Source organism: Streptomyces sp. NPDC006872, from assembly GCF_040635845.1.
Lineage (GTDB): Bacteria > Actinomycetota > Actinomycetes > Streptomycetales > Streptomycetaceae > Streptomyces.
This window is the reverse complement of sequence record NZ_JBEYIL010000002.1, coordinates 737,397-755,317: the sequence shown is the minus strand read 5'-3', so window position 1 is coordinate 755,317 and position 17,921 is coordinate 737,397. Positions and strand designations below refer to the sequence as shown.

13 protein-coding genes are annotated in these 17,921 nt (G+C 71.7%); 1 reads left to right on the top strand and 12 read right to left on the bottom strand.

Going from position 1 to position 17,921, the window contains the following annotated elements; translation table 11 throughout:
- Positions 1 to 48: 48 nt before the first annotated feature.
- The 9 genes from ABZ725_RS08390 to ABZ725_RS08350 form a co-directional block, all read right to left on the bottom strand.
- Entirely contained in the window at positions 49 to 1,179 is a 1,131-nt protein-coding gene (locus ABZ725_RS08390; protein WP_358802077.1) for an ROK family protein, read from the bottom strand.
- Between the two features lie 8 nt (positions 1,180 to 1,187).
- Positions 1,188 to 2,582, bottom strand: a complete 1,395-nt coding sequence (locus ABZ725_RS08385) for a carboxylesterase family protein (protein WP_358801945.1) — start codon at positions 2,580 to 2,582, stop codon at positions 1,188 to 1,190.
- Positions 2,583 to 2,587: 5 nt separating this feature from the next.
- On the bottom strand, positions 2,588 to 3,469 hold the full coding sequence (locus ABZ725_RS08380) for a carbohydrate ABC transporter permease (protein ID WP_358801944.1): 882 nt from the start codon (positions 3,467 to 3,469) through the stop codon (positions 2,588 to 2,590).
- Positions 3,466 to 4,386, bottom strand: a complete 921-nt coding sequence (locus ABZ725_RS08375) for a sugar ABC transporter permease (RefSeq protein WP_358801943.1) — start codon at positions 4,384 to 4,386, stop codon at positions 3,466 to 3,468. The genes ABZ725_RS08380 and ABZ725_RS08375 overlap by 4 nt, the downstream gene beginning before the upstream one ends.
- A 7-nt stretch (positions 4,387 to 4,393) precedes the next feature.
- Complete coding sequence (locus ABZ725_RS08370; RefSeq protein ID WP_358801942.1) at positions 4,394 to 5,692, bottom strand: extracellular solute-binding protein; 1,299 nt, start codon at positions 5,690 to 5,692, stop codon at positions 4,394 to 4,396.
- Between the two features lie 223 nt (positions 5,693 to 5,915).
- Positions 5,916 to 6,266 carry a helix-turn-helix domain-containing protein gene (locus ABZ725_RS08365; protein ID WP_358801941.1) on the bottom strand — a complete coding sequence of 117 codons (351 nt, stop codon included), beginning with the start codon at positions 6,264 to 6,266 and terminating at the stop codon, positions 5,916 to 5,918.
- A 67-nt stretch (positions 6,267 to 6,333) separates the two neighbouring features.
- Complete coding sequence (locus ABZ725_RS08360; RefSeq protein ID WP_358801940.1) at positions 6,334 to 7,875, bottom strand: MFS transporter; 1,542 nt, start codon at positions 7,873 to 7,875, stop codon at positions 6,334 to 6,336.
- A gap of 460 nt (positions 7,876 to 8,335) precedes the next feature.
- Complete coding sequence (locus ABZ725_RS08355; RefSeq protein ID WP_358801939.1) at positions 8,336 to 9,205, bottom strand: dienelactone hydrolase family protein; 870 nt, start codon at positions 9,203 to 9,205, stop codon at positions 8,336 to 8,338.
- Positions 9,206 to 9,227: 22 nt separating this feature from the next.
- Positions 9,228 to 9,890: a Tat pathway signal sequence domain protein gene (locus ABZ725_RS08350; RefSeq protein ID WP_358801938.1), complete on the bottom strand. Its 663-nt coding sequence runs from the start codon at positions 9,888 to 9,890 to the stop codon at positions 9,228 to 9,230.
- Positions 9,891 to 10,205: 315 nt separating this feature from the next.
- Between ABZ725_RS08350 and ABZ725_RS08345 the strand changes: the two genes are divergently transcribed.
- On the top strand, positions 10,206 to 10,901 hold the full coding sequence (locus ABZ725_RS08345) for a TetR/AcrR family transcriptional regulator (protein ID WP_358801937.1): 696 nt from the start codon (positions 10,206 to 10,208) through the stop codon (positions 10,899 to 10,901).
- 64 nt (positions 10,902 to 10,965) lie between these two features.
- On the opposite strand, the gene ABZ725_RS08340 is transcribed toward ABZ725_RS08345, so the two are convergent.
- Genes ABZ725_RS08340 through ABZ725_RS08330 form a run of 3 tightly spaced genes read right to left on the bottom strand, consistent with a single transcriptional unit; the run spans position 10,966 to position 17,915 of the window.
- Complete coding sequence (locus ABZ725_RS08340; protein ID WP_358801936.1) at positions 10,966 to 11,967, bottom strand: alpha/beta hydrolase family protein; 1,002 nt, start codon at positions 11,965 to 11,967, stop codon at positions 10,966 to 10,968.
- Between the two features lie 42 nt (positions 11,968 to 12,009).
- Entirely contained in the window at positions 12,010 to 16,089 is a 4,080-nt protein-coding gene (locus ABZ725_RS08335; protein ID WP_358801935.1) for a type I polyketide synthase, read from the bottom strand.
- Positions 16,086 to 17,915, bottom strand: a complete 1,830-nt coding sequence (locus ABZ725_RS08330; RefSeq protein ID WP_358801934.1) for a fatty acyl-AMP ligase — start codon at positions 17,913 to 17,915, stop codon at positions 16,086 to 16,088. The genes ABZ725_RS08335 and ABZ725_RS08330 overlap by 4 nt, the downstream gene beginning before the upstream one ends.
- Positions 17,916 to 17,921 lie beyond the last annotated feature (6 nt).

Below are 17,921 nucleotides of genomic sequence, written 5' to 3'. Positions count from 1 at the left end.
GTTGCTGCCGTCTGTTGCTGCTGTCCTGCTTCTGCTGGTGGTGCGCGGTCACGCGCTCGGGGCGAGCGGGCCGAACAGCTCGGTGTCCATCGAGTCGAGTGCCAGCTTGACGGCGCCGATGAGGTCGGCGTCGCGGCCCAGACACGTGGCCCGCAGCTCGACCGCGGGGGTACGGGCGTCGTGCATCGCCCTGCGCACCCGGGGCAGCAGCACATCGGCCGCGTCCTCCAGACCGCCGCCGAGCACGATGAGCGACGGCGCGACCGTCCACGACAGGGTCGTGAGGATCGACGCGATGTTCTCCACGAATTCGTCCACCTCGGCGAGCGCTGTCGCATCGCCGGCCCGAGCCGCGTCGAAGCGGTCGAGCGCGACCCTGCGCCGCTCCGGTTCCGGTGAGGTGAGCCCTGCCACCGGGCGGTTCTCCACCGAGCCGGTCCGCATCGACACCGCCTCGACGATCTCGCCTGCGGCACCGTCGAGACCTCGGTGCACGGCGCCTCGGATGAGGATGCCGAGGCCGGTCCGGTTCCCCAGTACCGCCCATACGACGTTGTCGTGGTCGCCGGCCACACCCCGCCAACGCTCCGCGAGGGCACCGAGATTGGTGTCGTTGTCGGCGAACCAGGGCACCCGGACCCGTCGCGCGAGTTCTCCGGGGAGGTTCACGCCTTCCCACCGTGTCGTGTGCACCAGGCGCCGTACGACCCCGTCGTCGTCGATCGCGCCGCCGCTCGCGACAGCACCGGCCCGAAGACGGTTCGCCGACCCGCCCGCGTCGTCGAGCGCCTCCAGCACCAAGGACGCCGCGTCGTCGAGCGTGGACTGCGGATCCTGGTAGGCGCGCAGCGGCCGGTGCGCTCGGCCGACCACACGGCCGCGTACATCAGCGATGACCGCGGACGCGTCGAGGGTGGTGATGCGCACGGCCGCCAGCAGCGCGTGTTCGGCCCGCAGTTCGTACCGGCGGGCCGGGCGCCCGGCACAGCCCCTGGTCGGCACGCGGTCCAGCTCGGTCACCCAGCCCGCCTCGACGAGGGAGTCCAGGACGACCTCGATGGTGCGGCGGGAGAGGCCGACCTGTTCGGCGAGCTCGGTCAGCGTGATCGGCCCGGCCGACACCGCCAGTGCGCGCAGGATGACCGAGGTGTTGATGCGTCGGACGGCGCTCTGGTTCATCCCGGACATCAGCACTCCTCCGCCGCCCCGGACACCGCCGGTACCACCGGATCGAACACGCCCGTGGTGTCGGCTGCGAGCGCCGCGCCGGGACGGCCGTATTCGCGGGCCGTGTCGCCGTGTGTCCCGGTCGCCCTTGCCCAGGCCGGCTCCTCGCCGTGTACGAACCCGACCAGATCACCGTGCGTCGCTGTGGCCAGTTCCCCCGGCGGGTTCGGCCCGAGCGCCTCGGCGACACCGGGTGCGTCGAGCACGTCGAAGAAGAACGGGATGTCGATGCAGTGCGTGGCGCCGCCGAGCACCGGGGAGGGCCACTCGAAGGAATACAGCCAGGTGCCGGCGGCGGCGGCGCGGCGGGAGGCCGCGACGCGCGGGCAGGCGGCGCGGAAGAGCGTGTCCGTCACCCGGGTGCCTGCGGTCCGCGTACCTGCCGTGCGGGTGCCTGCCGTGCGGGTGGTGGCGTCGCCGTCGAACTCGTCGCCCGTCGCACCGAGCAGCAGCGGTACGGCGTGCCCGTGCAGGGTGAGTCCGTCGACGACGGGCGCGGGCAGGATGTCGTCGCCGACGAACAGGCCGAGCGCGGGCAGGTCGTCGCCCTGCTCGTCCCGCAGGTCGATGACGCACCGCTGGATGTGCTCCACGGCGCGGCCGGCGAATCCGGCTCGCGTCACCGGCACGCCGAGCCGGCGCCCGAGCCGTCCGAGGAAGTCGCGTGCCGCGTCCCCGTCTGCTGTGAAGGTGCCGCCGGACAGGCTGGCCGCGCGGTGGAAGCGGCCGCTGCCCGCGGGCGACGAGAGCAGCGCGAGGACGGCCGCGCCCCCGGCCGACTGACCGGCGACGGTGACCCGGTCCGGATCGCCGCCGAAAGCGGCGATGTTGTCCCGCACCCAGTCGAGCGCGAGCAGCAGGTCGCGCAACCCGAGGTTCGCGGGGACGTCGTCCAGTACGGCGAATCCGTCGACGCCGAGCCGGTAGCCGACGGTGACGCAGACGACACCGTCGCGGGCGAAGGCGCGGCCGTCGTACCACGGACTGGCCGGGCTCCCCGCCAGAAAGGCGCCGCCGTGGATCCATACCAGAACCGGGCAGGGCCCGCGGTCGTCGTCGGCGTCAGGAGCGACGATGCCGAGGTTCAGCACGTCGTCGCCCGGCACCGAGGGCTCCGGCACTGTGGTCGTGGCGAACAGGGGCACCTGCTGCGCGGTGGCGCCGTGCCGGGAGGCGTCGAACGGCTCCGTGAACCGGCCGCGTCGGGCGGGCGCGGCGAACCGCCGTGCACCGGTGGGAGCTTCGGCGTACGGGATGCCGAGGAAGCGCCGAACCGAGCCGGTGCGACGGCCGATGATCGTGCCCGCTGGAGCGCGTACGGTGACCGACTCGCCGGGCGTGTCGAACGGGTCCATGGTGATCACCGCATTCCCGTTCCGGCGACGCCCTGCACGAAGTAGCGCTGCAGGAACAGGAAGAGCACCAGCACCGGCAGCATCACGACGATCGCACCGGCGAGCAGCAGGCCGTAGTCGGTGACATGCGCCGCCGCCTGGCTGGTGGCGGCCAGGCCCACCGGCAGTGTGTAGCTGGACATGCTCTGGGCGACGATGAGCGGCCAGAGGAAGTTGTTCCACGAATAGAGGAACGACATGATCGTGATCGTCGCGACAGCGGGTCCGGCCAGCGGGAGGAAGATCCTGAAGAAGATCCGGAACTCGCCCGCGCCGTCGATCCGGGCTGCTTCGAGCAGTTCGTCGGGGATCGACATCGCGTACTGCCGCATGATGAAGACCGACAACGGCAGTGCCACGCTCGGCAGCGCGACACCGGTGAGGGTGTCCGCCAGGCCCAGGTCGACCGTGATCACGAACTGTGTGACGAACACCGTGGTGAGCGGCATCATCATCGCGCCCATCACCGCGGCGAACGCGATCCGTCTGCCGGCGAAGTCGAGCTTCGCGAGCGCATAGCCGGCGGCGGACGCCGCAACGATGTTGCCGGCCACCACCATGATCGCGACCACGACGCTGTTGACCAGGAACCGGCCGAAGCCCTCTGTGGCGAACAGCCGCTCGAAGTTGTCGAAGGTGAGGTGCTGAGGGACCCAGGCACCCGGGTCGGAGCGAATCTCGTCGAGGCTGCGCAACGAACCACTGATCACCCAGATGAACGGCAGCAGCGTGAGCAGCGCGCACAGCACCAGCGCGCCGTACAGCAGGCGCGGGGAGACGGACCGGCGGCGCACCGCGATCCGGTCGGTGGTCATGTCGGCGTTCTCCAACACGGCGAGGGCGGTCATGCGCGGGGCCTCAGCAGTCGGAACTGGACGGCGCTCACCAGCATCACGAGCACGAGCATCACGAAGGACGCGGCCGAGGACGTCCCGAACTCTCCGGCCCCGAACTGGTGGTAGGTGTACAGCGCCACCGATTCGGTGGAGCCCAGCGGGCCGCCGTTGGTGAGCAGGTACGGCTCGTCGAAGACCTGCAGGTAGAAGACGGTCAGCAGCACCGACACCATGAGGGTGGTGGGCCGCAGCAGCGGCAGGGTGATGTTCCTCAGCTGCCGCCACCGGCCGGCCCCGTCGAGGGAGGCGGCCTCGTACACGTCCTGCGGAATCGCCTGCAGGCCGGCGAGGAACAGCACCATCGCGATGCCGAAGTTGCGCCAGACGCCGAGCAGGATGACCACGGGCATGGTCAGATTCGGGTCGTCCAGCCAGTTCGGCCCGGCGAAGCCGACGGCGCCGAGCATCTTGTTGACGGTGCCGCCCTCGTTGAAGGCGTACTGCCAGATCAGGGCGACCGCCACGATGTTGGTGACGACCGGTGCGAAGAAGACCGTGCGCAACACGCCGCGCAGCCGACGGATGCCGGAGTGCAGCGCGAGGGCCAGCGCGAACCCGATCCCCATGGTCAGCGGCACACCGACAACCACGAAGACGGCGGTGTTCAGGATGTCCCGCAGGAAGCTCTGGTCCTGGAACAGGCGGAGATAGTTGTCCGCTCCGGTGAAGTCCACCGCGAACGGATGACGCAGATCCGCGCCCCGCAGGTCGGTGAGGCTGAACCCGAGCGCGGCGACGGCGGGGATCGCCGTGTAGACCAGGAACACGACGCTGAACGGCGCCAGGAACAGCCAGCCCACAGCCGTTCGACGGACGCCCCGAGGACGACGCGTTCTGCGCGGCGCCCTCGGGAGGACGGTGACGGTCATCGGCGGATCACTCCGTACCGGTGCCGAGGCTCTTGGCGTACGACTGAAGGTTCGCGGCGGCCTTCGCGGCGGTCTCCTTGCCCTTGGCCACGGCCTCCATCTCCTTGCCCAGCCGGGTCGCGACCTGTGGCCAGGTGCTGACCTGCGGGAACGCCCGGGTGTTCGTCAACTGCGTCAGGAAGGCATCCAGCAGCGGCTGGCCCTTGATGGCGGAGTCGTCCCAGGCGGAGACGACCGCCGGCAGCGAGCTGTACGCCTTGTACTGCGAGACCTGCGTGCTCGGGCTGGAGATGTGTCGGATGAGCTTCCACGACGCGTCCGCGTTGTCGCTGTCGGCGAGCACTCCCCAGCTGCCGCCGGCGGAGAAGGAGGTGCTGCCCGAGGCTCCGGCCGGCAGCGGCGCGGTGGCGACGTGGGACGCCGTCCAGCCGGTCTTCTTCGCGGCGGTGTCGAGCTGACCGATGACCCACGGGCCCGTGATCATCGTGGCGGTCCTGCCCGAGACGAAGTACGGCTGCGAGTCGAGGAATCCGGGCCCGGTGGTGTCGGCGGTTCCCGAGGTGTAGAACGACGCGTTGTACTTGATCGCGTCGACCATCGCCGGCGTGTCGAGCGTCCACTCGCCGCCCGGGGACAGCAGCGAGCCGCCCGCCTGCCAGGCGTACATCGCGGCGTCCTGACCGTTGAAGATGTCCCAGCCGATGTCGGCCCCGAGGCCGTGCGCGGCTCCGGCGCCCTGAAGCGCCTTGAGGAACGGCACCATCTCGTCCCAGGTCTTCGGCGCCTCGACGCCCTCCTTCTTCGCCAGGTCGGAGCGGTAGACGAGCGCGTAGGTGTACGCGTACCAGGGCACCGTGTAGGCGACGTCCTTGACCACACCGGCGTCCCACAGGCTGGTGAAGAAGCTGTCCGGGTCGACGAGGCCGTCCGGAACGGGCTGGAGGATCGACGGGTCGAGGAACTGGGCCTGCGACTCGGGGAAGAACTGAGCGATGTCGGGCCCCTTGCCCGCCGCGATCGCCGACTGGAGCTTGGTGTAGTAGTCGGCGTTCGGGATCAGCGTGAACTTCACGTCGAGGTCGGGGTTCGCCGTCTTGAAGGGCTCGATGACCTTGTCGAGCACGTCGGCATCGCCCTGGGCGGCCCAGACACTGACGGCGCCCGTGGCCGGGGTGCTGTCGATGGGCTCGGCGGCGGCTTTCGCGGTGGTGTCGTCACTGCGACCACAGCCCGCCAGGGCGAAGCTGCCGAGGAGGGCTATCCCGCCGGTCAGCCGTAGGGCACCGCGTCTGGAGAGGTTGGACACTCGGGGCTCCTGTCACATGAAGGCGCTGAGGACAGTGATGCGCTTTCTGACGAAAGCAGCATTTTTGACCTGATGGACCTAATGCGTTCGATGGGTCCTATGCGGCCGATAGCGACGGTATGAATGGTGTGTTTCGGCGGTGTACCGGAGGCCGTCCCGGATAATTTCGGAACTTGTAGCGAAATCGACTCGTCACGCTCTGTTACGACCGTCGTCCGCTCGCTCACACACCCGAGGAAGTCCGGTCCTGCTGCCCCGTGCGGGGCAGCAGGTGTTCCGCTCCCCAGACAGCCAGCGCGGCCAGCGGAATCACGAACGCCTTGCCGTGCTCCGTGAGGGCGTAGTGCGAGCGGGTGGGCGGACCTGGGATCGCGGTGCGGGTGACGAGACCGGTGCCGGTCAGTTCGTGGAGGCGGTCGGCGAGCATGCGGTCGCTGATGCCGGGTACCCGCTCGCGCAACTGTCCGAAGCCGGCGGGACCGTGGGCGAGCGCGGCAAGGATCAGGCCGTTCCAGCGTCTGCCGAGGAGGGCGAAGGCCCGGGCGAGGCCGGGCAGGTAGTCCGTTGTCGTCATGGTGTCCTCCAGGGATGCGGGAGCCGCCGCCCGCCGGAACGGGCGACGGCTCTCGCGGTGTTCGGGATCAGCCCATGTGCACCGGGGCCGCCTCGCCCTCGGCGTGGTGCTGCTTGCCGGCGTTCACGGCGAACGCGGTGACGGCCAGGCCCGCCAGGAACATCGCGCCGGCGGCCACGAACGCCATGGTGTAGCCGTGGGTCACCGCGTCCCCGGCCCTGGCGACCAGGGCGAGGTCCTTGGTCGCCAGGCCCCGGTAGAGGGAGGAGGCCGCTTCGGGGAGCTTGTCGTCGGCCGCCGACGTGGAGATCGTCGACAGGACGGCGAGGCCGAGGGCGCCGCCGATCTGCTGGGCGGTGTTCAGCAGCGCGGAGGCGACACCCGTGTCCTGGTGATCGACCCCGCTGACCGCGCCGAGCGTCATCGGGACGAAGCTCATGCCCAGCCCGAGGGCGGTCACGAACATCGCGGGCATGAGGTGGGCCGCGTAGGAGGAGTCCGGTTCCAGCGTGGCGAACCAGAACATGCCCGCGGCGGCGACCAGCAGACCGGGACCGGCGATCAGCCGGGGCGCGTAGTGGGTGACCAGCTTGGAACTGATGCCCGCGGCCGCCGCCATGCCGAAGCTGAAGGGGAGGTAGGCGAAGCCGGTCTTCACCGGGCTGTAGCCCAGGATGAGCTGCATGTAGAGGGTCAGGAAGTAGAAGGTGGCGAACATGCCGGAGCCGATGAACAGCATCGTGGCGTAACTGCCCGAGCGGTTGCGGTCCTTGAACAGACGCAGGGGCATCATCGGGTCCGCGGTGCGGGCCTGGAGGAGCAGGAAGGCGACGAGCAGTACGGCGGCGGCCGCGAAGGAGGCCAGGGTCAGGCCGTTCGTCCAGCCGTGTTCGCCGCCGCGCGTGATGCCGTAGACGAGGGAGATCAGGCCGCCGGTGCCGGTGACGGCGCCGGGCACGTCGAGGCGGCCGGGGTGCCGCTCGGCCTCGACGAGGGTCTTTGTGCCGGCCAGGACGGCCAGGCCGATGGGGATGTTGACGAAGAACACCCAGCGCCAGTCGAGTACGTCGGTCAGCGTGCCGCCGAGCAGCAGGCCGACCGTGGCGCCGACACCGCCCATCGCCGCGTACACGCCCATCGCCGTGTTGCGCGACCTGCCCGCCGGGAAGGTGGTCGTTATCAGGGCCAGGGCGCTGGGCGCGGCGAGTGCCGCGCCGACACCCTGGAGGATGCGGGCGCCGATCAACAGCCCCTCGTTCGGGGCGAGTCCGCCCAGCAGCGAGGCAAGGGTGAAGACGATGACGCCGACCTGGAACATCCGCCGACGGCCGAACAGGTCACCGGCCTTGCCGCCGAGCAGCAGCAGGCCGCCGAAGGCCAGGGCGTAGGAGTTGACGATCCACGCCAGGTTCGCGTCGGACACGCCCAGGTCGGTCTGGATGGCGGGCAGGGCGATGTTGGTGATCGTGGCGTCGAGGACCACCATCAGCTGGGCGGCCGCGATCACGACCAGGGCAAGGCCCAGATGACGGCCTCCCCCTGACGAGGTCTCCGACGCCGCGGTGTCCCCCCGCGAGGACGCGGTGGTGACCGTACTGTCTGCAGACATTGACGTGCTCCCCCAAAGTGGATTGAAGAATTCCCGGCCGAACACGCAACAGGAAGAGAAGTCGCATTTCCTTTTCGGGAAAGAGGTCTGGGTGAACCATCATTGAAAAGATGGGGAACACCCGCCATGCAATCCGAGACGGCACGCCAGAACGGCATGTGACCTGAACTCGGGACGAGCCAGAAGCTTAACACCCCGAAGTCGCAGGTGACGGCACTGATCGTTACTCACAATGTGACCATGGTCGCGCTTGACACCAGCGCTCGACATGTGGGCACAAAAGGCCGGACCAAAGCCGTGCCCACACAATTGCTCACCGGTCAAGCGGAATGTTCGAGGATTCGGCGAGTTGCATTTGTGGCCCCCGTCGTAGGTCGCGCCCGGCATCCGGCGTCGCAGGCGAGAGCGCGGCAGGCACCGGCGGCCGTGAGGGCCGGCGCCTGCCGCGCTCTCGGTGGGGTTACAGCGGGCAGGTGTTCAGGAAGGCGACGGTGTTGGGGTCGTTCGGGATCGGGCAGAGGAACTGGTCGTAGCGGGTGTCGTTGTCGATGAAGCGTTTGAGCCAGGCGATGCTGTATTCGGCGACCGTGGTGTTGGCGACGGCGAAGGTGAAGTGGTCGGCGTTCCGGAGTTCGACGAACGCCTTGTTGCGGACGTTCGTCAGCTCGTTGTAGGCGGGCAGGGCGAAGGTGGAGACAGGGGCGACGGTGTCGCCGTCGGCGCCGAAGATCATGGTGGGTACCTTGATCTGGCTGGAGGGGTTGATGACGTCCCAGGGCGCAAGTGCGATGGCCGCCTTGAGCGACGGGGTGCTCGCCGCGCTCTCCAGCGTGCCGCCGCCGCCCATCGACCAGCCCATCACGGCCGATCGCTTGGGGTCGATCCTGTTCTTGACCACGCTCTGGGTCGTCAGATAGGTGAGCGCGGCGAGTTGCTGATTGCTGCGGTCGGTCGGGAAGTCCCACAGCGCGTTGCTGTCCAGGGTCATCACCACGAAGCCCTGGGAGGCCAGCCGGGGCCCGTACCAGGCGATCTCCGCCTGCGGGGCGACGAAGCCCGGCATGATGACGACGGAGCCGAAGGCGCCCTGGCCGGAGTCGATGGGGAAGTAGACGGTGCCGGTGTTGAAGCCCGGGCCGCTGCCGGACGGCACGGTGACCGAGGCGACGGTGAACGGACCGGTTTCGGCGGTGATGCTCGCCCAGGTCGGGGCCGGGCCGCGCTCGTAGGGGTTGGCGGGGGCGGCCTGGGCGGGGGCGACGAGGGCGAGGGCCAGCGCGGCGAGGACGGCGAAGATCGCCATGAGCGCCCGGGACGGGAACAGTTTCACGGGAGTCCTCTCGGACGGGCCGTCAGTTGATGTAGACAGCGGGGGTGCCATCGACGCTGCTGTCGACCACCGGGGCGTAGGTGGCCGTGAAGTAGCCCTTGCCGGTGCACAGCAGCGAGCCGGAGACCTTGCTGAACACCTGGTTGGTGAAGGTCAGGCTGGTGTCGCTGTTGGAGCTCACCGCGGAGAGGCTGGGCGCCTGATAGACGCAGGTGACGGAGCCCAGCAGGGTGGAGAGCACCACCGTGGTCTGGATCGCACTGCCCGAGGCCGGAGTCACCGTGACGGTGCCGTCGGAGGCGGCGGAGGTGGTGTACGGCATGTCGTTGACCGTGATGCTCTGCACCCCGCGGACGCCGAAGACGTTGCTGGTGCAGCCGCTGAAGGTCTGGGCGGTGGCGGACTCGGTGGCGGTGCCCGGCGCGGCGGGGTTGTCCGTCACCGTGGCGGAGAGCGTCGAGCCGGTGCAGGTGATGCCGGAGGTGCCGGTGCTGCTGGTGGCGAGGGTGGCCGTGGTGCCGTTCGCCAGCGAGGCGGTGAGCACGTCGCCCACGGAGACGGCGTTGCCGGCGGCGCTGCCGTAGGTGAGCACGGCATCGTCCGCCGAGGCGGCGGTGGCGGGGAGGAAGGCCAGGGCCGTCAGGACTGCGCTGGCGGCGAGGGCGGGGACGGTGTGTCTGCGCATGCGGGGTCCTCTGTTACAGGTGCGGGTGGCGAAGGCGGGTGCCGATCCCCGGCTCGGGGTGAAGGCGGTGACCCGCGCGGGGTGGTTCCCGAACTGCGGGAACGACCGGACCAGTGCGCGTCTCTGACCCCAGATCAGGGACGCGAGCACACTTGTTGGCGGCCTTGCGGGTGCGTGACACTGTCGGCTTCAGCGGGTCTCCGGCCGCAGGTCCGCGCAAGAAGAAAACCTGTGAGAGTTGTAAACCTGACGGGTATTCAAGTCAAGACGGTGCGCGCAAGTCGGTGTGTGCAAGTTCCCGAGGGAGGAAGTGGAATGGCAACAGGCCCGTCGGCTACGCCCGCGCTGGTGCTGCCCGGTACGCGTACGGGACGCGACCCGGAGCGCTCGCTGCGGCGAGGACCGCGCCGCACCTCTCCCGAGGCGGTCGCCGCCAACCAGCGCGACCGGCTGCTCGACGGGTTCGTCCGCACCGTCGCCGAGGTCGGCTACGCCCGCACCCGGGTCAGCGACATCTGCCAGGCGGCGGGCGTGACCAGGCCGGTCTTCTACGAGCTCTTCAAGGGCAAGGAGGACGCCTTCCTCGCCGCCCACCGCTACGGCACGGCCATGGTCATCAAAGCCATGGAGGAGGCGCACGCCCGGACCTCCGACTGGCCCGGGGCGGTGCACGCCGGGCTCGGCGCGCTGCTCGACATCCTCGCCGAGGCGCCCGCGTTCGCGACCATGGCCATCGTGGAGATCGACGCGGTCGGCCCCGCCGGGTGGGAAGCGCGCGAGGCGCTGCTGACCCGCTTCCGGGACTTCTTCACCGACGTTCCCGAGAGCGGACTTCCCATCCTCACCGAGGAGTTGGTCGACTTCGTGGTCGGCGGAGCGTACTCCGCGATCCACCGGCGGATCGTCGCCGGCCGGACTGCCGAGCTGCCCGGCCTGCTGCCCGGCCTGACCTTCTCCGTACTGGCCCCCTTCCTCGGCCCGGAACGCGCCGCCGCCCACCTCGCCGGGTGAGCATCAGTGCGCGACAAGGCGTGCGGCGGCGACGGCACGCGGCATGCAGACAGGTCCGTACAGGTCAGACCGGCAGGCCGAGCGCTCCGGCGAGGACCGGCCACGAGGCGGTGAACTCCCGCTGCCAGTCGCTCCATTGGTGCCCGCCGCCCTGGTAGAGGTGCTGGGTGGCCGGGATGCCCAACTGGCCGAGTGTGGCGACGAAGCTCTGCGTGGAGGGCGCCACCAGGCTCTCCAGGACCCCGGGCAGCACGGCGCCGATGCCACCGCTGATGATCTGCGCGAGAGCGAGGATGGTGCCGAGCCCGCCGGTGAGGCTGCCGGTGCCGACGGAGACGTAGAGCGCGGTGCCGCGCAGGGCGCTCGCGCGTGCCAGGGGGTTGAAGTCCTGCCAGGTGGCGGAGTCGCGGGTCGGATCGCCCCACAGCGACAGGGGGTTGAGGCTCTCCCGGCCCACGATCGCCTGGACGATCACCGGCATCCGCGTCACCAGGGTGTCGGGGATTCCGCTGTACGACGCCGCGGCCACGAACGTTCCCGGATGGCGCGCGGCGTGTGCCATGGCGCCGTATCCCCCGGTCGAGACCCCGGCGACGGCCTGGACGGTGGAGGCCCGGTAGGCGGCGCGCAGGACCGCGGGGACCTCCTGGAGCTGGAAGGTCTCGTAGTCGGGGCCGGACTTCCAGCGGGTGGGAATGCCGGTGGGCCCCGCGTCCGGCATGGCGACGATCAGGTCCCGACCGGCGGTGAACGCCTCGATGTCGGTCTCGCGGGTCCACGAGTGGTAGTCGTCGTGCGCGCCGTGCAGCAGATGGAGCACCGGCCAGGTGCGGTCGGGCCGGGCCGCGTAGGAGGTCGGCAAGATGATCCGTACGGGCGCGGTGCGGCCCAGTGCGGCCGAGGGGATGCCCAAGTCGTAGGTACGGGGCCCCAGTTGGGTGACGGTGACGTCGGCGGCCGAGGCAGTCCAGGCGCCGGTGAGCGCGCCCGCGATCCCGAGGGCGGCGGCCTTGGCGAGAGTGCGGCGGGACAGGCCGCGGTGGGGAACGGACGGACGGTCGGACATGGCGGGCGGCTCCTTGTGGAGTGCTGGCGGGGCACGGGGTGTTCAGCCGAGCGCCCGGTTCAGGTGGTCGGCGATGGCCTGGGCGTGCGGCGGGTCGAGCAGCGACAGGTGATGTCCGGGGACCCGGACGATCTCCAGGTCCGGGCAGAGTTCGTCCCAGCCGAGGGCGTCGTCCTCGCGCTCGTACGCCGGGTCGCGCACCGTGTGCGGCGCGGGTTCGGTGGCTCGGTAGAGGATCACCCGGCCGTCGTAGGGGCGGGGGGTGTGCGCCTCGCCGGTCCGCAGGTCCAGGTACGAGGCGCGTTGGTGCTCCAGCGCGGCGGGCGGGATGTCGGCGACCGCGCTCAGGGCCGCCAGCACCAGCTCGATGCGGGCCCGGTCGTCGAGCCCGGCGAGTTCCCCGTACGGCAGCTCCAGTCGCGCGCCGTAGGTGCGGGACACATACGCGGCGAAGCCTTCGAAGTGCTCGCGTGCCACGTCCCACGCGGTCCGTCCGGACGGGCGGGGCAGCGGGCGTACGGCGTCGATGAGGACCACCGCGTCGGGGGGTGCGAACTCGGCGGCGAGCAGCCGGGCGGTCTCCTGGGCCACGAACCCGCCGAACGACCAGCCGCCGATCCGGTAGCGGCCGTCGGGCCACGCCTTGCGGATCGCCTCGGCGCACAGTCGCGCCTTCGCAGCGACGGTGTCCGCCTCCTCGACCCGGTCCAGGCCGTACACCGGAATCCCGGGGGCCAGCAGTCCGGCGAGCGGCCGGTAGACGTCCGGGGTGCCGCCGGCGGCGTGTGCCAGTACCAGCGGCGGTCGGTCGCCGCCAGGCCTGAGGGCGCGCAGGGGGTACGGCATGGACCTTGCTGCCGGGCGAGGAGCAACCGGAGTGTGGAGCATGCGTTCCCGCCGGTCGTCGTGCGGGGAGAGGGTGATCACGTCGGCGGCGGCCCGTACGGTGCCGGCCAGGAGCAGGTCGCTCAGCGCGAGCGGGACGCCGAACTCGCGCACGGCGGCCTCGCGCAGCCGGACGGCCATGAGTGAGTCGAGGCCGAGTTCGGTGAGTGGGGTGTCCGGGGTGATCTGCTCGGGGAGGTGTCCGGTGACGGCGGCGATATGGCGGATGAGCCGTTCGGTGACCGTGCCGCCGCCCTTCCCCTGTTCCGGCGCCGGTACGGGATCGGCTGCCGGAAGCCCGCGCCCGTCGTGCGGAACGTCGTCCGACGGGCTGCCGCTTTCGTGCGTCCACCAGTGCCGGGTGTGGCGCCAGGCCGGCAGCGGGACGTCGACGACCTCACCGTGCGGGTGGAGGAGGCGGGCCGGGAGGGGCCGGCCCGCGGTGTGCAGGGCGGCCAGTTGGGCGCGGAAGGTGAGGGCGGGGTTGTTGCCTCTGCGCAGGGTGGGCAGGTGGAGGGCGTCGGGCAGGGTCTCGGCGAGGGGGTGCAGGAGCACGGGGTGCGGGGAGATCTCGATGAAGGCGGTGTGCCCGTCCGCCGCGGCGGCGGCCAGCGCACCGGCGAGCCGGACCGGGTTGCGCAGATTCGCCGCCCAGTGCGCGGCGTCGAAGTCGCAGGGGCCGGTGGGGTCCTGGTGGACGGTGGAGTAGAGGCGCACGGCGCCGTCGGTCCGGCCCCGGATGCCGCTGAGACGGCTGAGCAGTTCGGGCAGGAGCGGGTCGACCTGGGGCGAGTGCCCGGCACCCCGGACCAGCAGGCCGCGGGCTGTGCGGCCGTGGGCGGTGAGGTGTTCCACCAGTCGGGAGACGGCCAGTGCCGCACCGGTGACGGTCTTCTGCCGGGGCGAGGAGTGCACGGCGAGGTGCACGCCCGGGAACTTCCCCTCCAGGTCGCCGAGTTCGTCGTCGGTCAGGTCCACGACCGCCATCGCCCCGCCGCGCAGCGTGCCGAGCAGCCGGGACCGTACGGCGATGACCCGGGCTCCGTCGGCGGCGTCGAGCGCCCCGGCGACGACGGCTGCCGCGACCTCGCCCATGGAATGTCCGACGACGGCGGCGGGTTCGACGCCGTAGGAGCGCCAGAGTTCGGCCAGCGCCAACTGGGTGCCGTAGAGGAGGGGTTGGGCGATCTCCACCTGTCGCAGGTCGTCGTCCGGGCAGTCGTCGAGCAGTTCGTGCAGGGAGATGCCGCACCCGGCCGCGAGCACCGGCTCCAGTTTCTCCACGGCGGCGGCGAACGCGGGCTCGCGGTCGAGCAGTTGGCGGCCCATGGCGGCCCACTGGGTGCCGTAGCCGGAGAAGACCCAGACCGGGCCGGGTCCGAGCCGGTCCCGGTCGCCGGTGCTGACGTACGGATGGGGGCGCTCGGCGGCCAGCGCGCGCAGGGCGACGGTGAGTCCGTCGCGGTCGTGGGCGACGACGGCGGCGCGAGCGGGGCCTCGGCCCGCGCGCCCGGCGAGGGTGCGTCCGACGTCCTGGAGCCGGGCGGCGCTCCCCTCGGGCGTGTCCAGCCAGTCGGCGAGCCGGCCGGCGGTGTGCCGGACCCGGGCCGGGTCGGCGTCGCTGAGCTGCACCAGGATGGCGGTGCCGGGGGCGTGCGGGGTCCGGTCGGCGGGCCCGCCGGGCTGCCACTCCTCCAGTACGGCGTGCGCGTTGGTGCCGCCGAAGCCGAAGGCGGAGACTCCGGCGGTCGCGGTGCCGCTGTAGCGGGGCCAGGGTTCGGGTTCGGTGACGACCCGCAGCCGCTCGTCGTCCAGGGCCGGCCGGTCGCAGTGCAACGAGCCGGGGACGATGCCGTGGTGGAGGGCGAGGACGGTCTTGACCAGCCCCGCCATCCCGGCGGCCGCCTCCAGGTGGCCGAGGTTGCTCTTGACCGAGCCGAGCAGCAGCGGTTGGTCGGGGTGGCGGGTCCGGCCCAGGACGGCGGCCAGCGCCCCCGCCTCGATGGGGTCGCCGAGCGGGGTGCCCGTGCCGTGGGCCTCGACGTAGTCCACGGTGGCCGGATCGACGTCGGCGCGCGCGTACGCCGTCTCCAGAAGGGTGCGCTGGGCCGCCGGGTTGGGTGCCGTGAGTCCGTTGGAGCGGCCGTCGGAGTTGACGGCGGTGGCCGTGATGACGGCGAGGACCCGGTCGCCGTCGCGCAGTGCGTCGCTGAACCGCTTGAGGACCACCACGGCACAGCCCTCGGCGCGGCCGATGCCGTCGGCCGTCGCGGAGAACGGCTTGCAGCGGCCGTCGGGTGCCAGGGCCCCGGCCCGGCCGAAGGCGACGGTGACGACCGGTGACAGCAGTACGTTGGCCCCGGCGGCGAGCGCTGTGTCGCATTCGCCGCCGCGCAGCGCGACACAGGCCTGGTGGACGGCGACCAGGGAGGAGGAGCAGGCGGTGTCGACGGCGACGCTCGGGCCGCGCAGGTCGTACACGTAGCTGAGTCTGCCCGCCGCGACCGAGGTGGCGGCCCCGGTGGTCGCCCAGGCGTCGACGGCTGCCGGGTCGGCGCCGGTGAGCCGGCCGTAGTCGGGGGCGGAGACGCCGACGAAGACCCCGGTCGCGGTTCCGGCCAGGGAGGCGGCGGGGAGGGCGGCGTGGTCGAGGGCCTCCTGGGCGACCTCCAGCAGCATGCGCTGCTGCGGGTCCATCGCGTCGGCCTCGCGCGGGGAGACGCGGAAGAAGGCGGAGTCGAATCCTGTGAGCGTGGCGTCGTCGAGGTATCCGCCCCAGGGATCGGCGTCCGGCGGCGTCTGGGTGACGAAGTCCCGGCGGCGCTCCTCGGACACCCGGCCGACGGCGTCGGCGCCTTCGACGAGCAGCCGCCAGTAGTCGTCGGGACCCCGGACACCGCCGGGGAGGCGGCAGCCGACGCCGACCACGGCGACCGGTTCCTCTTCGGCGTCGGCCCAGGGGGTGTGCACGACCTCCGGGCCGGGGGCCGTACTACCGCTGAGCAGGGTGACCAGCCCGTCTACGGTGGGCGTCTCCCACAGCAGGGTCGCGGGCAGTTCCCGGCCGAGTACGTCGGCCAGCTCTCCGGCGATGGCGACCGCGTCGCGGGAGGACATGCCGAGCTCCGCCAGCGGCCGGTCCCCGGCGATGTCCGCGCCGGGCACCCCTGACCGGTGGGCGAGCCGTTCGATCACCAGCCGTCGCAGGCCGACGGGGTCGGCCGGGAGCGCGCTCATTCCGTGCCTCGCTCAACGCTGTCGTAGAAGCCGTCGAGGTAGCGGGAGCGGGTCAGCGTCCGGGAGACCTTGCCGCTGGTGGTGCGGGGCACGGTGCCGGGCGGGACGAGCAGTACGTCGGCCAGTCGTAGGCCGTGCCGGGCGGAGACGGCGGCGCGGACGGCGGCGGCGACCTCCTTGGGGTCGCGGGCCTGTGCGGGCAGATCGCGGGCGTGTTCGGCGACGATCACCGCGGACTCCGCGGCTGCCCCGGCACCGGCCTCGGCGCTTGTGACGGAGTCCCGGCCGGTGGGGAGTGGTCCGGCCGGGACGGCGAAGGCCGCGAGACGGTCGGGGCGTATGGCCGGGTGAGCGGCCTGCACGGTGCCCTCGACGTCCTGCGGGTAGTGGTTGCGGCCGTCCACGATGATCAGGTCCTTCAGACGGCCGGTGACCAGGAGCTGTCCGTCGAGCATCGTGCCGAGATCGCCGGTGCGCAGCCAGTGGCCGGGCAGGCGCCCCAGGCGGGCGTGGAAGGTCTCGCGGGTCTGCGACTCACGGCCCGCGTAGCCGCGCCCGACGTTGGGTCCCTGGACCCAGATCTCGCCCACCTCACCGCCGGGCAGGAGGATCGCGGTGACCGGGTCGACGATGCGCACCGACTGTCCGACGGGTTCGCCGCAGGCGGCGAGCAGGACCGCGGCGGGGTCGTCGGGAGCGAGGGGCAGCGCCTTGCCCGCTGCCAGCGCCTCACGGTCCAGGGCGTACCGGCGCAGCGGCTGTCCGGGCCGGTGGGCGCTGACGAAGACGGTGGCCTCGGCGAGCCCGTACGACGGGCAGTGGACGGTGGCCGCAAGGCCCTGCCCGGCGAAGGCCGCGTGGAAGCGGTCGGCGGTTTCGGGCCGTACGGGTTCGCTGCCGTTGGCGAGCACGGCGACCCGGTCCAGCCGCAGGCCTGCCTTGTCCTCGTCGGTGACGACGGCCGCGCAGTAGTCGTACGCGAAGTTCGGGGCCGCGGTGAGGGCGTTCGGGTGGTCGGAGAGCAGGCGCAGCCAGCGGGCGGGCCGTTGCAGGAAGGCGACGGGGTCCATCAGGACGGACAGCAGTCCGCGTACGACGGGGGCGGCGACGCTGAGCACCAGTCCCATGTCGTGGTAGAGCGGCAGCCAGCCGACCATGGTGACGGGGCGGGTGTCGGCGCCGTACGCGGTGAGCGCCTGGCGGGCGTTGGCCACGACGTTCGCGTGCGAGATCTCGACGCCGGCGGGGAACCGGGTGGATCCGGACGTGTACTGGAGGTAGGCGGTCGCCTGTTCGTCCGGAGCGGGCGGCAGCCTGCCGCCGGCCTGGTCGTCGGGGACGAGGTCGGTGACGATCAGGCGGGGCCGCAGGCCGTGGGCGTCGAGGAAGGCGCGTACGGTGTCGGCCGCGCCGCTGGTGGTGAGGACGGCGGAGGGCCGCGCGTCGGCCAGGACGCCGGCCAGGCGGTCGGCGTGTCCCGGCAGGTCCGGTGTGAACAGGGGGACGGCGACCGTGCCGGCCCTGAGCGCGGCGAGGAAGCCGATGACGTAGTCGGTGCCCTGGGGGCTGAGCAGCGCGACGCGTTCGCCGGGCGCCACGGTCTCGGCCAGCCGGGCGGCGACCGCGCGGGTGCGTATGTCGAGGCGGTGCCAGGTGAGCGTACGGAGGCTGCCGCGCAGGCCGAGGGTGTGGTGGTCGGTGAAGGTGAACGCGCGACGGCCGGGGGTGTGGTGGGCCCAGTGCGCGAGATGGGCGGGGAGGGTGGGCAGGTGTTCCGGTGCTGCGGGGGATGTGCCGGGGGCGTGCGGAAGGGCGCGCGCGGGCATGGGGGA

Bases quoted from the DNA above. Each gene is read 5' to 3' on its own strand.
- ABZ725_RS08390 (WP_358802077.1), bottom strand. From the start codon at position 1,179: ATGAACCAGAGCGCCGTCCGACGCATCAACACCTCGGTCATCCTGCGC.
- ABZ725_RS08385 (WP_358801945.1), bottom strand. From the start codon at position 2,582: ATGGACCCGTTCGACACGCCCGGCGAGTCGGTCACCGTACGCGCTCCA.
- ABZ725_RS08380 (WP_358801944.1), bottom strand. From the start codon at position 3,469: ATGACCGCCCTCGCCGTGTTGGAGAACGCCGACATGACCACCGACCGG.
- ABZ725_RS08375 (WP_358801943.1), bottom strand. From the start codon at position 4,386: ATGACCGTCACCGTCCTCCCGAGGGCGCCGCGCAGAACGCGTCGTCCT.
- ABZ725_RS08365 (WP_358801941.1), bottom strand. From the start codon at position 6,266: ATGACGACAACGGACTACCTGCCCGGCCTCGCCCGGGCCTTCGCCCTC.
- ABZ725_RS08360 (WP_358801940.1), bottom strand. From the start codon at position 7,875: ATGTCTGCAGACAGTACGGTCACCACCGCGTCCTCGCGGGGGGACACC.
- ABZ725_RS08350 (WP_358801938.1), bottom strand. From the start codon at position 9,890: ATGCGCAGACACACCGTCCCCGCCCTCGCCGCCAGCGCAGTCCTGACG.
- ABZ725_RS08345 (WP_358801937.1), top strand. From the start codon at position 10,206: ATGGCAACAGGCCCGTCGGCTACGCCCGCGCTGGTGCTGCCCGGTACG.
- ABZ725_RS08340 (WP_358801936.1), bottom strand. From the start codon at position 11,967: ATGTCCGACCGTCCGTCCGTTCCCCACCGCGGCCTGTCCCGCCGCACT.
- ABZ725_RS08335 (WP_358801935.1), bottom strand. From the start codon at position 16,089: ATGAGCGCGCTCCCGGCCGACCCCGTCGGCCTGCGACGGCTGGTGATC.
- ABZ725_RS08330 (WP_358801934.1), bottom strand. From the start codon at position 17,915: ATGCCCGCGCGCGCCCTTCCGCACGCCCCCGGCACATCCCCCGCAGCA.